The sequence below is a fragment of the Leeuwenhoekiella palythoae genome (assembly GCF_020310025.1).
GTDB lineage: Bacteria > Bacteroidota > Bacteroidia > Flavobacteriales > Flavobacteriaceae > Leeuwenhoekiella > Leeuwenhoekiella palythoae.
On the sequence record NZ_CP084318.1, the window covers coordinates 2,997,915 to 3,012,479 of the forward strand.

11 protein-coding genes are annotated in these 14,565 nt (G+C 39.6%); 6 read left to right on the forward strand and 5 right to left on the reverse strand.

Annotated features, from left to right (window positions below; translation table 11 throughout):
• The first annotated feature begins 111 nt into the window (after window positions 1–111).
• Window positions 112–660 (forward strand): hypothetical protein, encoded by a 549-nt coding sequence (locus tag LDL79_RS12835; protein WP_225597961.1) that lies wholly within the window; start codon window positions 112–114, stop codon window positions 658–660.
• A 2-nt stretch (window positions 661–662) separates the two neighbouring features.
• A complete protein-coding gene (locus LDL79_RS12840) occupies window positions 663–1,565 on the forward strand; it encodes an IS3 family transposase (RefSeq protein WP_225597962.1) in 903 nt (300 codons plus the stop codon).
• 170 nt (window positions 1,566–1,735) lie between these two features.
• Here the strand turns inward: LDL79_RS12840 and LDL79_RS12845 are convergent, their stop codons facing one another.
• Window positions 1,736–1,990, reverse strand: coding sequence for a helix-turn-helix domain-containing protein (locus tag LDL79_RS12845; protein WP_225597963.1), 255 nt, complete (start codon window positions 1,988–1,990; stop codon window positions 1,736–1,738).
• Between the two features lie 454 nt (window positions 1,991–2,444).
• Between LDL79_RS12845 and LDL79_RS12850 the strand changes: the two genes are divergently transcribed.
• From LDL79_RS12850 to LDL79_RS12865, 4 genes are all read left to right on the forward strand, one after another.
• Window positions 2,445–3,233, forward strand: coding sequence for a sigma-70 family RNA polymerase sigma factor (locus tag LDL79_RS12850; RefSeq protein ID WP_225597964.1), 789 nt, complete (start codon window positions 2,445–2,447; stop codon window positions 3,231–3,233).
• A 2-nt stretch (window positions 3,234–3,235) separates the two neighbouring features.
• Window positions 3,236–4,333, forward strand: a complete 1,098-nt coding sequence (locus LDL79_RS12855; protein ID WP_225599976.1) for a hypothetical protein — start codon at window positions 3,236–3,238, stop codon at window positions 4,331–4,333.
• A 431-nt stretch (window positions 4,334–4,764) separates the two neighbouring features.
• Window positions 4,765–5,358: a hypothetical protein gene (locus tag LDL79_RS12860; RefSeq protein WP_225597965.1), complete on the forward strand. Its 594-nt coding sequence runs from the start codon at window positions 4,765–4,767 to the stop codon at window positions 5,356–5,358.
• A 117-nt stretch (window positions 5,359–5,475) separates the two neighbouring features.
• Complete coding sequence (locus LDL79_RS12865) at window positions 5,476–7,233, forward strand: erythromycin esterase family protein (RefSeq protein WP_225597966.1); 1,758 nt, start codon at window positions 5,476–5,478, stop codon at window positions 7,231–7,233.
• 86 nt (window positions 7,234–7,319) lie between these two features.
• Here LDL79_RS12865 and LDL79_RS12870 read toward each other — a convergent pair whose 3' ends face one another.
• The 4 genes from LDL79_RS12870 to LDL79_RS12885 are packed head-to-tail and all read right to left on the reverse strand — an operon-like array spanning window position 7,320 to window position 14,061.
• Window positions 7,320–8,141 (reverse strand): endonuclease/exonuclease/phosphatase family protein, encoded by an 822-nt coding sequence (locus LDL79_RS12870; RefSeq protein WP_225597967.1) that lies wholly within the window; start codon window positions 8,139–8,141, stop codon window positions 7,320–7,322.
• Window positions 8,142–8,171: 30 nt separating this feature from the next.
• Window positions 8,172–9,029, reverse strand: a complete 858-nt coding sequence (locus tag LDL79_RS12875) for an endonuclease/exonuclease/phosphatase family protein (protein WP_225597968.1) — start codon at window positions 9,027–9,029, stop codon at window positions 8,172–8,174.
• On the reverse strand, window positions 9,029–10,768 hold the full coding sequence (locus tag LDL79_RS12880; RefSeq protein WP_225597969.1) for a RagB/SusD family nutrient uptake outer membrane protein: 1,740 nt from the start codon (window positions 10,766–10,768) through the stop codon (window positions 9,029–9,031). Before LDL79_RS12880 ends, LDL79_RS12875 begins: the two co-directional genes overlap by 1 nt.
• An 11-nt stretch (window positions 10,769–10,779) precedes the next feature.
• Window positions 10,780–14,061: a SusC/RagA family TonB-linked outer membrane protein gene (locus tag LDL79_RS12885; RefSeq protein ID WP_225597970.1), complete on the reverse strand. Its 3,282-nt coding sequence runs from the start codon at window positions 14,059–14,061 to the stop codon at window positions 10,780–10,782.
• Window positions 14,062–14,565 lie beyond the last annotated feature (504 nt).

The following is a 14,565-nucleotide window of genomic DNA, read 5'->3' on the forward strand; positions in this document are numbered from 1 at the left end:
TCAGGACTAAAACCTGAAGTTGTATAGCCCCATCAGGACTAAACGACCCTCAGATAGAGATATCCTGCAACTTGTCTTGTCCTGAAATAGCTATACACAATTCGAAAGTGTATGGAAAATGATAAACAAGAAGTTTATGCAGTTCGAGAGAACAAGCAAAGTCGCTATGACAAGCGTTTAATAGCCAAAGTTGTCAAAGAAGTTGAAAATGGACTGCCTCGAAAAGAAGCTAATCGTATTTACGGATTAGGTAGAGCAACTTTAGATGGTTGGATGCGCGATTTCGGCTCTTTAGAATATCAGCAAAATCTTAAGCGTAAAAGCTATACAAATCTGCAGAAGCGCACTATTGTTACTGCAATCGATCAAGGCCGTTTAACGGTCAGAGAGGCTAAGATCATGTACAATATCAAGACGGAGAAAATCATCCGGAATTGGATATTTAAACATAAATTGGAGAAAGTAGAAGTTCACAGAGAAAACATTCCTCCAATGGTCAACAAAAATGAACCACCCGAAAAAGATTTTGAAAAGGAAGACTTGCAGAAAGCTTTAAAAGAAGCTGAGCTAAAAATAACAGCATTAAACACCCTTATTGATGTAGCTGAAGAACAGCTCAAGATTGATATCCGAAAAAAGTCTGGTGCCAAACAGTTTTAAAAATGAAGCAAGACTTCCCACAATTAGGGATAGCTGTTTTATGCCGGCTGTTTGGCAAAACAAGACACGCATACTATGATTCATTATGGCGCAAGGAAGATTGCCTGGTTAAAGAAGATGTCATTCTTCAGGAAGTTGCTTCAATCAGAAAAGAACTGCCACGGCTAGGTACCCGAAAACTGCATTATATGCTTCAGAATAAACTATCCTCTCACCAAATTCAACTGGGTAGGGATTATCTGTTTGATCTATTGGCAGAGCATAAGTTGTTGGTTCGCCAACGCAAGCGAAGGATAACAACCACCGATTCTAGACATTGGATGAAGAAGTACACTAATTTAATCAAAGAGTTAGTGATAATAAGGCCTGAGCAGGTCTGGGTAAGCGATATTACTTACGTGAGACTAGTAAATCAGTGGGGATATTTAAGTTTAATAACAGATGCCTACTCCAGAAGGATAATGGGGTTTAGCTTCCGTCAGGATCTTTCTGCAGAAGGATGTTTAGATGCTTTAAAGATGGCTCTAGATAACCGATTATATGATCAACCTCTAATCCATCATTCTGACAGAGGATCTCAATATTGTTCGCATAAGTATGTTGATTTGTTGCTACAAAATAACATTGCCATTAGCATGACTGAAAATGGAGATCCTTACGAAAATGCATTGGCTGAAAGAATAAATGGTATTATCAAATCAGAGTTCAATCTATATTCAAGTGTATTAGGTTTTGAGAATACTAAAGCGCTAATAGCAAAAAGTATCAAGAATTATAATGAGTTAAGACCTCATGCGAGTTGTGATTACCTAACTCCAGAACAGGCACATCTTACATCGGGTAGCTTAAACAAAAGATGGAAAAACTATAAAAGAAATTTTAATCCTCAAGTTCTGTCTGTATAGTTTATTTAGGATTAAAAAGTAGCTTTGTATAGTTATATTAGGATTTATTAATTAATCTGTATAGCTATTTCAGGACGGGTCAACTCCTAGGTTCACCCGTGGATAAGCCCTAGATAAAGCATAGATAGAGTATGGATACAGTATGAGGAGGTTATGAAAGTACTATAAGATTAATTACCTGTTTCCTCCAGTGGGAAATCAAAATCAAACAAATCTCTAGGATGAATCTCTAAGCCTTTGGCAAGTTCAAAAACAGTTGGTAATTGAATTTTTATTTCACCTTTTTCAATTTTACCAATTGCGCTATGTTCTACATCACATTTCTTAGCAAGGTCTCTTAAACTGATTTTTAACTTTTCGGTTCGGTGAAATTTGACAATTTTTCCAAACTCTATGAGAAGGCGTCTTTTTTGATCTTCATTCATATCAAACTGGTAATTAGCTATGAAAGTGAAGAATCTTAACATAAAAACTGTAGTCTTATGAGACTACATTCAAATATTTGTTTATATTTACCTCATAATTATATATTTGCGAAACTTCTTTAAGTAACATATTAGAAGCATTCGCTTTGAATCTCGAATCGAAAACTGGTAATTTTTAGTACACGAGAGGATAAGCAGGGATGCTCACGACCCGGGCGTGGGCTCTCACTTATTGTGTACAGGTATACCAGTGCCACGATTCGATAAGTTGAGACCTGCGCCTTTTCTTTATTCTCAGAACATCTCAACATTCAAGCCGTGTTTCTTCCTTAATGAAGGCGAGCAGCCACACCCCAATTTCGAAATTGGCAACTTGCCGGGTACCCCTATGCCTACAAGCAAGCCAAAAAAACCCTTAAATAAATGCTTATGTAAGAATTAAAACGGGTTAAGAATGAAACGAACTGCAGCAGACAAACACTACACAGGGTTCAAACACGGCTGCCCTGTGGCCTTGAAGGCCATTTATACCCAATACCACCGGCAGATCTATTGGATGGGACGGAGTCTCATTAAAGACGTATTTGTAGTAGAAACCTTGGTACAGGACACTTTTCTCACCCTATGGGAAAAACGCGAAAGCATCGAGTCTCCACAACATCTGGTTAATTTTCTATATACCGTCATATCCAATGAATGCAAATGGTATTATGCGCGGCCTAAAAATCAGTTTAACCGGGAGTGTTATGCTTTAGAAAAGATGGAGAACTACCAAAGCTTTATGCTGGGTTATGATCCTACAGCGGTAGACATACATTTAGAAGACCAACAACAGCAGCAGAGGGAGTATGAGCAGGTGATCAAGGTATTACCCCTCTTGGGTGGCCAACGTCAACGCCTTATTGAGCTTTGCTTGCAACACGGGTTTAAATACAAAATTATCTCCGAGCAGCTGGGCATCAGCATCAAAGAAGCCAGTACCACGCTAAAGCTTACCATCGATGAGATCAAAAACATCTTGCATCAAGGCTATGTACTCCAACCTCAGGAAACTGAGCCAATGCAAAACGGAGAAGGGCAGATGACTGAGCAGGAAGCTCGTGTACTCGCACTTCGTTGTGAGCAGCAATACTCGTTTGCACAGATCGCCAACGAACTCCAAATCTCTCAAAAGGAAGTACACCGCGCCTTTACCGCGGCCTATAAGCTCTTACAGCAGCACGAACACTTACAATCCGCTTGATGATGAAGAATAAGACCTTAAGCCTTACTCGAAAAATTCAGCTCAAGGTAGATTTGCCTACCTATGAAGAGCGTAAAGAGGCAATTGGCAAACTCTACCAATGGCAAAACCGCTGCTTTAAAGCGGCCAACATCATCGTGACCCATTTATACTGCCAGGAAATGATCAAGGAGTTCTTTTATTTGACCGAAGACATCCAGTACAAACTGGCCGATCAAAAGAAAGACGAAAACGGTATTCTAAACCGTTCCCGCATCAATACCACCTATCGGGTGATTGCAGACCGCTTTAAAGGAGAGATCCCGATGGAGATCTTATCCAACCTCAATCGGAACCTAGAAAGTAGCTTCAACAAAAACAAACCCAAATATTGGAAGGGCGAACGCTCGCTCAAAAACTTCAGGCGGGATATTGGTTTTCCGTTTCCCGCGCGCTGTATGTGGGGCTTCAAGCACGACCCCGAGCGCAATGCCTTTTGTTTTCGCTTATTTCAGATTCCCTTTTGCACCTATCTGGGTAGGGATTTTTCCGATAAGCGTAGTCTTTTGCATCGGGCGGTAAAAGGGGAGGTGCGCCTACGCACCTCAGAGATCAAGTTGACCGATACAAAGATCTTTTGGTTGGCGGTATTTGATATCGAGCAAGAGCAGCACGCATTAAAACCGGAGGTGATTGCAGAAGCTTCCTTGTCGCTGGAGCACCCCATCAGCGTCAAGGTAGGTGGTAATCGTTTAAACATCGGGAACAAAGAAGAATTTTTGTATCGACGACTAGCCATCCAAGCCGCGCGGAAGCGTGCCCTGGCCGGAACCGTCAATTCTCGCGGCGGTCACGGCCGCACCCGCAAACTTAAGGCGGTAGAAAAATATAAGGACAAAGAAACCAAGTATGTCAATCAGCGCTTACACGTATACAGCAGAAGACTCATAGACTTTTGTGTCAAACATCAAGCCGGCACCTTGATCTTGCTCCATCAGGAAGACAAGATCGAAGCTGCCAAAGAAAATCAATTTGTCCTAAGAAACTGGAACTATTACGAACTCACTAAAAAAATAGAATACAAAGCTAAAAAAGCGGGAATTGAATTAGTCATTGACTAAACCTATTGATTGACTTTATGATCAGAGGGTGCTTGTACACCCGTAAAGTGAGGTCGCGGGCACTCACCAAATGCAGGAAGCATATACAACGGCGTGTTCATCTACACTTAGAAAACAAGAGCTTTTTTGTGAGGCATATAAAATAAACAATGTTGAATTTTCAATCTAGAATTTTAAATAGAATCTGAGGGTACTTGTATACCCGTAGGGTGAGGCTTTGGCACTCACTAAGTAGCATACAGCTTATATACAATGGCGTGAGTTAATTATCTTTAAACCGTTTTAAAATGATTGTACACAAAAGGTCCTAGTTTTATCCAGCCTTAATACTATTAAAAATTATCCCTTGATAAACTACACGTTGGGTTAATTGTAAAAGTTGGTTTAGGTTCCGAATGAAGTGTAATCAACAGCTTATTTTTAAAGAAAACATGAAAAAAATCATACTTCCATTAATACTTATCCTAGTTATATATCACTCTTGTTTAGATCAAAATCAAAATCAGTCTAGTGCAATTGATACAGGGTTATTTAAAGAAGTTCAAAGTGATAGTATATCCTTTAAAATCCCTGATACGCTAAACGTTACACAAAATAAAAGGATAAACGCTTTGGTGCTCTTAAACCCTCAAAGTTCTAAATCATATTATGCGCTTATTTTAAATCCCGCAAAAGACTTAAGAACTACTGAAGAATACATTAAAGCAGTATTTTCAAACTTGAAGAGGGATTATGGTGATTACGAGTATAGTTTAACAAAGGTACACTTGGACACGGGAGCTCATTTTTATTATCTAAATGTCCTTATCGAAGATGATAAGAAAACGTACCGCATACACAATTTGATCTATTTAAAAGATGATCATTTTTATGATTTCAGTTTGCGGGGTTTAAATAAAGACTTTCAAAGTAAAGACTACGGGCGCTTATTTAAAAAAATAGTCTTTAGTACTAGAGTAAACAAAGAAGAGTTGTTTCTTGCAGAAAATACCATAGTAGTAAGAGAGGAGAATGTAGTACTATAGAATCCTTTAGTAGCTGGAAGTTTATAGATATAATTTAAAAGGATTGATAAATACCTAATATGCAACTTCTCATAAGGAAAGAGGTCTATTGATTTGTAATAACCTACCAATTCTATTATGCCGTATTTTCGATCCTGCTTTGTGCTGCTATGTGTAGTAATCAGTATTCAATCTGCTTTTTCCCAAGAAAAATACAATCTGAATTTTAATGATTTTGATCCAAACGAAGAGCGCTTGCCTAAAGGCTGGTTCGTATGGGGTGATTTTAAAACCGTTGTTGGGGATCGAGAAAATCCAAACAATGCAGTAGGTAAAATAGTATCCGACAAAAAAGGAAAATTTGGATGCATTGCCTATCAAATACCGGCAAATTATATCGGAGATACCATTGTACTATCAGGTAAAATCAAGTATGAAAAGGTCAAAAATTATGTAGGGCTGCTCATACGTATTGATGGTAAAAAATCAGTAGCCTTTAGAAGTATGCAATACTTGCAAATGCGGGGTTCTAGGGATTGGAAAGAATATTCGATAAAACTTCCTTATCCTACGAACGCCGCAAACATCTATGTGGGCGGAATTTTAGGCAAAGGAGGTACGGCTTGGTTTGATGATTTTAAGGTGACTATAGATGGAAAAGACATCCAGACCCTTGAAGAAACACCGGTTCAAACTTTAGCGCAAGTAGATAGTAAACAGCTACAACAGGCGATCAAGCAAGCTTCAAGTCCGCTGGATTGGTCTAGAGATGCTCAATTGAGTAAAGATCTGGATGCGTTGATTGAAAAGGTGGGAGATAAGCGCATTGTAGCCTTAGGAGAAAGTACGCATGGCACTTCAGAATTTTACAAGTTAAGAGCTTTACTTACGAAGAGATTAGTAGAAGAAAAGGGCTTTAATCAGGTGGTTTTAGAAAACCCCTATGACAATATCGAACGTTTAAATATGGAATTGGATACCAAACCGCTTGACAGTTTAATCAAGAGGGACCTGTTTTCCATTTATCAGACCGAAGAGGTGAAATCCTTTATAGAATGGTACAAAAGCAAGCGTGCCACAGTTGATGTGGAATTCAAGGGATGTGACGACTCCTATTGGTCTTTCCTTGAAGTCTTGACCGATCGATTAAAAGATACTCCGGATAACCAGTTGGAGCTACAAGTACAACAGCTTAAAACCCACGTATCGAAATCAACTAAAGCTAACCGCAAGAAAGAACTTCGGTTCAACAATTTGATCTATGAGGATATCGTCCAAATCGAAAAGTATTTAAAAGACGCCAATATGCTTGATGAGGATCTTGAAGAGCTCCTGTTCAACGGGAAGAATTCCTATATCAACTATGTGCATGTAAAAAATGGGATGCCCATCCAAAGTCGGGACAAAATCATGGCAGATCGAATAGCGTATTTGGCTAGAGATACTAATAATAAGATCATTGTTTGGGCGCATAATGCACACATTGCTAACGAAGTCATAGCAGACAACGAAATAGGTGTTATGGGGAGAGATCTAAAAGCAGCCTTTGGGGAAGATTACTACACAATAGGGCAAATGACATCAGAAGGGACCTATTCCTATATGGAGGAGAAGTTGATCAATGCGGATGAGGATTATTCCGAAATGCTTGAAACAGCAGTATTGCAGCAGCAAGACGAACTCTTATGGGAAGATCTATTCGCTGAGTGTTCTGAAGCGTTTATACTAGATCAAAAAGAACTAAAGAAGTCTTTTGATAAACGTATTATGGGACTTACCAAGTTGGTTGGTTATGCCAAAGAAACTGAAAAAGACCAGTATTTCTTACCGCTTATGGAATATTACGATTCCCTGATTTACATTAACAAAACCCAAGCGACTTCACCTGTTTTTTGATTAATAACTCAGAATACTCGTTTGATAGATAGGTTTCAGTTTTACAATTTAAATAGTTTACGCAAGAAGGAGGAAGCCGTAACATACTACCATTGAAAACTGGCGAATACCGGTAAATGATCTGATGCATAGTGTTCATCAATGACGCGATGATTGTTGAGCTTGAAAAAAGACTTTGGTTTAAAGGCTATAAAATCAATAGCCTTTGACGGATTTTCTACGGGGATTGTGGGCGGACAAGAGGAGCAGGTTCTTGTAAATACGCTATCGAGTGAGGTAATTACTGGGCTGTTTGCTACTGCATTAAAATCTCCTGCCAAAAGCACAGGCTGGTTTAAATTCGCAGTGATATTTAATAGTTCTTCTATTTGTAAGATCCGGTTGGTATCTTCTTTCTGAGAATCTAAATGGGTACTTACAAACCAAATGGTTTGCGCATCCGGTAATTGGATCGAGGACATCGCCAAAACTCGAGGTTCTCCGTGAGTTTCAGGTTTTGAAGGAAGTTTATAGACCTTAGATGCTATAATAGGGAAACGGGAAAGAATAGCAACACCGTAGGCTCCGTTTTGAAAATCTATTGACTTACCAAAGAACACCTGCATTCCTAGGGCATCTCCAATTTTTTGGGCTTGATTTCCAGAACCCGAGCGTTCCGTATCGGAATCGATTTCCTGTAAAGCAACGAGATCTGCATCGCTATCTTTGATGACTTGAATGATGGCTGAGAGGTCTATACTGTCCTTATGCATCGGCGGATTCGCGTGATGAATGTTATAGCTTAAGACCTTCAATTGATTGGTGGAGTTTTTAAAAGTAGTAGTGGAGTGCTCTTGAGAAAGCATTGGATAAGAGGATAAAAAAAGGATTATCTTGAAGATAATCCCTTTAGTCATTTTTGTATGCATAGTGTTGTATGGGTTCATTAGGTAAAGCTACTAGTTCTCTAAAAGTTCAACTTTAGCAATCACAGGAAAGTGATCAGAGATATAGCGATCTCCGCGTTGTCCATCTAAAATTTGTAAAGTTAAGGGTTGCACCCCTCCCGAGTAGAATATGTAATCTATTCTACTATCTGAGGTTCTTCCTGTTGCATCCCATCCATTAGCACTGTATTCGGGACCATAGACCTGATCTGCATCTAGATTAAGATACGGATCTTTCAATCCGGAGCTTAAGAGGGTAGCGATAGCCTCACTTTTAGGCGAACTATTAAAATCACCTGTAAGTAACACTGGGGAGGTTCCGGCAATTTCCTTAATTTTTTGAGTAAGTAAAGCTGCACTTGCTATTCGAGCTTGTTTTCCTCGGTGATCAAAATGCGTATTGAAGTGATAGAAGCGTACTCCAGAGTGTTTGTCTTTAAATAAAGCCCAGGTTACAATTCGGGGTAAAGCAGCGTCCCAACCCTTGGAAGCAACAACATCTGGTGTTTCTGAAAGCCAAAAGGTATTACTTTCTAAGACTTCAAAGCGCTCTTTTTTATAGAAAATCGCAGAATACTCTCCTTGAGTTGCACCTTCGCGACCTATACCTACGTGCGCATAATTAGGTAGGAGTGCTTGCATATCCAAAAGTTGGGTATGGGTGACTTCTTGGGTACCAATAAGGTCTGCTTGATAAAACCGAATACTGTGGGTAAGCCAGTCTTTTCGCTGCTCCCATATATTGATCCCATCGTCAGGACTATTATAGCGTACATTGAACGAACTGATTATAAGTTCCCTCTTGCTTTTCTGAGCATTTGCACTGCTGAATAGGAGCAGTGCAAATGCAATAAATACTAGTGTTCTCATTAGTTCCAACCAGGGTTTTGTTCCAGATTAGGATTGAGTTGTAATTCTATGCGTGGTATAGGGTACAGGTAATCCTTGTTTTCATCAAAACTTCTGTTGTTAAAATCCGGGTGAGGATCAATCAATCCATTCATGTCCAAGGTGAAATCTGAATCTAAGCGATAATATTGAATTCCGCTTATTGGATTCGCTGGTCGTTCTCCTTCATAAAGCACGACATTAATAGCACCATCTCCTGTAAGGTCATATTCACCTGGTCCGGGGAAGTATAAACCTCGAATAGGTTGGGTAAGGGTTTGGCCGGCTTTCCAGCGCACCACATCATCCCATCTGAAGTTTTCCATATACAATTCAATGCGTCGCTCTCGTCTTATTTCTAAAATAACACCAGTATTTGCTCCGGTTACACCGGGATACTGAGCTGCCATAAACGAATCTGGTGCTGCATTTGCTGTATCTAGATTCAAATCAGGCATACCAACGCGTTGTCTTAGTAAATTGATGGAGTTATTGAGATCTTCTTGAGATAGGGTTCCTAATTCAGCTTTAGCTTCTGCATAATTCAAGAGCACTTCTCCAAAACGATAGATAGGAAGATCAGTAATAGACTGCCCATTGGTATCATAAACCGGCTCGGTCACATACTTTATGATTTGATAACCGGTAACTGTAGCTCCAAGATTAGGAGCCAACTCGATACTTTGTCCTTTTCGGGTATATCCCGGAGTGCGTATCGTCTGTGCTAAACGAGGGTCTCGATTTTGAACTTCTTCAGTAAAGGACAGTTGATTATAGCCTGCTCTATCTGTAAAACGCGTTCCATCCGCATTCAGATAGCTATTTACCAGATCTTTCGGCATACCTGGACGACCATACGAACTTGTCGTGGTGTAGTAATTTACATTATGACCAATATTAAGATCTTCCGAATACGCACGGGCTAAGATCACTTCAGTTTCATTGGCATCATGTGAATTAAAAAGCTCTAGATAATCTTGTTCCGGATTTCCTGTGCTGTAAATCTGATAAGGAGAATCTTCAATCAATGCAGTTGATGCAGCTACAGAGGCTTCTAGGTATTTTTCATAACCGTCAATCCCTCTGTATTTCTCGTAAGTTCCCTCATAAAGTCCAATCCTTGATTTTAAAGCCAAAGCCGTATACTTAGTCACTTCATATGTATTTTGCTCTTCATTGAGGTTTTCAATAGCCCAGTCTAGATCTTCAAGCATTTTATCAACAACATACTGTCTTGAATCTCTAGGTTTGGTTAGTGCTTCAGTATCGTCTGGAGCTATGGGAGCGTCATACCAGGGTAAAGCACCAAAGCGTTGGAACTTATCGAAGTAAAACCGTGCTCTAAAAAAGCGAGCTACCCCTCCATAATGGGCTTTAGCCGCTTCATCATCAGATTTTTCGTATTCCTGTAGAAAAAAATTGATGTCACGCAAATATTCCCAATTCCAACCGCCTCCGGTTGTAGGTACAAGCCTTGCGCCACGCATTTCTTCACTCAATTCGGTTTGTATAATATTGTCTGTACTCGCTTCTCCGTTGTAGATGGAAGTACTGGGCCACATCCGGTAAAACCCGTTGGTGTACAGTTGAAGGTCACTAGCGGTATTGAAAAAGGTTTCAGCAGTAATTTCAGATAGCGGTTGCTTGTCTAAAAAATCATCACTGCACGAACTGATGCTGGTTGCAACAAGCAAACCGGCAAGTATATGTTTAACTTTCATAAGGATGTTTTTTAAAATTTAAGAGATAAGCCTAAAGAATAGGTTTCTGAAAATGGATTGGTTTGAGCTGTTCCTCGATTTGCGGAGGTAGACGGACTGTTTAAATTCACAGAAGCACTTGCGGCTTCCGGATCGATATAATCGGTCAGTTTAGAAAAGGTCAGAAGGTTTTCGCCACTAAAGTAGATACGCAGTTTCGTCGCAGCGGTTTTTGATATCAGTCCGTCAGGAAGTGTATAGCCTAAGGTCAGATTTTTAAGTCTGAGATAGGCCACGCTTTGCAAGTAGCGATCATTTACCTTTTCTAAGGAACCACCAAGCGCGATATAACCGTAATTTCGGGGATAGTAAGCATCAGTATTTTCTGGGCTCCACATATCGTCTACCATATCTTTTCTGATATAAGAATTATAGGGTCTATTGTAAGGTCCCCAAAACATTCGAGAGTCTGAATTAGGATACCAATCTTGTTTCCCTACACCCTGAAAGAACACAGAAAAATCAAAGCCTTTCCAATTTGCATTAGCCAAAAAGCTGTATAAATATTGCGGAGCAGAATTCCCGATAATTTCACGGTCTCCAGGATTGTCCACGGTATTTTCACCTTCTCCTATATAGCCATCACCATCAAGGTCTCTGTATTTTACATCGCCAGGTTGTAGCCCTCCTCCGGAAGTGATTCTATTGGAAACAAAACTCTGGTCTGCGTGATTGGCAATCTCTTCTTCGGTTTGAAAAAGTCCATCTATGCGATATCCCCAAAGTTCCCCGATGCTCATCCCTTCATAAAAGTCTACCAGACTACGGTTAGGATTATCAAAGTTGGTTATTTTGGTTTTTGAGTTGGAAAGGTTCGCAGTAACTGACCAGCTGAACGTATCTTCAGCTAATTCAAAATAGTCATTATAGCTCACTGAAAGTTCGAATCCTTTGGTTCTTAAATCGGCAGCATTTTCTAAAGGAGAAGCAGTACCTAAAACACTAGGTAGTGTTGCCCCGGGTGAAAGCATTCCTTCGGTATCTCGTTGAAACCAATCAAAAGAAGCAGATAAGTGGTTGTTGAAAACCCCTACATCAACCCCAAAGTCAAGCGTACTTACTTTTTCCCAGGTGATCTCGCTAGGGTTTAAGGCTGGAGATTCGATATAGTTTAAACGACTTCCATTAAGAACGTAATTATATAACCCATTAGGCAAAGTCGGGAAATAAGCATAATTGCTTATGTTTTGATTTCCTAGAGAACCATATGAAGCACGGAATTTCAGCAGATCAAAGGTTTCTCCTGTGGCATTTTCAATAAATTGCTCTTTGTTTGCTAACCAAGCCCCTGAAAAGGATGGGAAAAATCCCCATCGATAGGCAGATGGAAACCGTGATGTTGCATCATATCTACCATTAAACTCAGCTACATATTTATCTTTATAATCATAGGACAGTCTATAAAATAAACCTTGAAGCGCCCACTCTGATGCACTACCAGAGGTAGTAGGATTCGATGTTGCCAGTCCTAAGGAGTTTAAGTCATTTGAAATTAAATTCTGCTTACTAGCGTTGATGCTCTTGGTCATGAACGTTTCTTGGTTGAAACCAATAGTAGCTTTTACATTATGATCTCCAAAATAACCTTTGTACTCCCCATACACGTTGAGCGCATCGTATTTACTTTCAGTGCGATATTCATTAAGGTAATCATTTCCCATTAGATCCAATTGTTCAGGATAAATCGAGTAGGGGATACGGGTAGAGCGTTGAAACCTGCTATACTCATTACGTCTGATAGCATAGTTTGCATTTAAGGTTACCCCTTTGATGGGTTTAAGTTCTACGGAAGCTATGTTACTAAACTCATTATTATTGGTTTGCTGTTTAGTGGTTCCTTGTAATAGTCCGGCATACACACCGTCACCAATCGTATAGTTATTCAGTTCCGTACGCCATAAGGCACCTCCATCAGGATTTACAGGAACATAGGAAGGCAGTGCGTGCACCCATATTAAACTTCCCCAAAGGTTGCTGTAGTTTCCATATTGGCTGCCACTGTGCTCCAGATCTTCTGAGCTGTTGTACTGCATATTGTTAGAGAACGATAACCAGTCTGTGGCTTTGATATCAATTTTGCCACGTAGATTGTACTTATCGTAATAGTCGTCCTGAACTTTCAGGATTCCTTGAGATTGAAAATTACGATAGGAGAAATAGGCTTTGATTTTTTCAGAACCTCCAGAAACAGAAGCATTATAAATTTGTGTTGGATAGGTCTTTCTGAAAAAAGTATTCCACCAGTCCGTATAGCCGTAGTGCACATATTGATCACGCCCATTGCGCTGGTCAATAATTACACGGGCTAGAGAAGGGTCTTGGGAAACTTCATAAAGCGCCTGCATATCTTCTTCCGTATAACCGGTATAAGACGCTCCACTATTATTTCTAAAAGCTTCATCCACGATGGAAACTGCTTTAAAGGGATCGGTAAGAAAATCGGTGTTCATCGTTGGGGAGTTAATAGCTGTGGTCACTCCCAGATTCACTTGAACATTACCTTTATCCGCATTTTTAGTGGTAACTAAGACCACACCAAAGGAACCTCGCGCTCCATAGATCGCGGCAGCTCCGGCATCTTTTAAAACACTGATTGATTCAACATCACTTGGATTGAGGTTGCTCAAGCTTCCTTCTATACCATCAATAAGAATCAGTGGTGTTCCGCCATTAATAGAGGTAAAACCTCTGATGTTAATACGAGGTTCTGCACCTATCTTACCGGTACTTTGAGTAACATTAAGTCCGGGACTTAGACCCTGAAGACTTGAGGTAACGTCGGCTACGGGTCTCTGTTCTAAATTTTCAGTGTTGACCGTGCTAACTGCAGTAGAAAGTTTTTCTCGGCTGGTTTCACCATAACCTACGACAACCACTTCATCAAGTGCATTATTATCTGCTTGTAATTGAACTTGGAGCGGGGCCAAAGATTCAATGGTGATTTCCTGAGTGGTAAATCCTATATAGGAAATTTTAATTACCGCAGGTAATTGAGAAACATTAAGTTCAAAGTTACCATCAAAATCAGAGGAGGCCCCATTGGTGGTATTTACTTCCATAATAGAAGCGCCCGGCAAAGGCATTCCTGTATTGTCAAGAACCGTTCCTGTTAATTTTTGCTGATCGATGTTTGTGTTTAATGGAACGTTGGCAGCATTAATATTGGTTGAGCAGTAGAGTAATAAAGTAATCGTGACCAAAAATTTGGGCACAAGGGCAGGCAATTCAAAAAATTGGAGTAATTTGTTTTTCATCAGAATAGAACTATGGATTTGTACTGTAGTTTTAATTTTAATGACCCGTTTCTGGTGCAACAGAAACGGGCTTTAAATTTTTGGGCTAATTCAAAATAATGTGTCGTATACTAGGGGCTTTAGGAAGTTAGAATTCTATTTGAAGACAAAAGAAGGGCTTATTTGATTCAATTGTATTAACTTAATTTTATCTAAAACTTAAATAGTAAATGGTTTTAGTGAAAAGATTAACCTAAGATTTACAAAGTAGCGGAATAGAAAAAGTTGGTTTAATCTACTTCTATGATATTTTTATAAATAGGAATACAAGAGGATCATTATGTGAGATTACATAGTATGATTCTCGTGAAAGTTTTCTAGCGCTGCATTTAGATAGTGATCAATTCTGAGGAAGGATAAATATTTATAAAGTGGAGAGGCTGCTCTAAACCTATACTTATCATACACGAATAATTGACCTAGGTCACCTAAAGAATATTAGGTTCAATAAAAGTTCTAATTTAT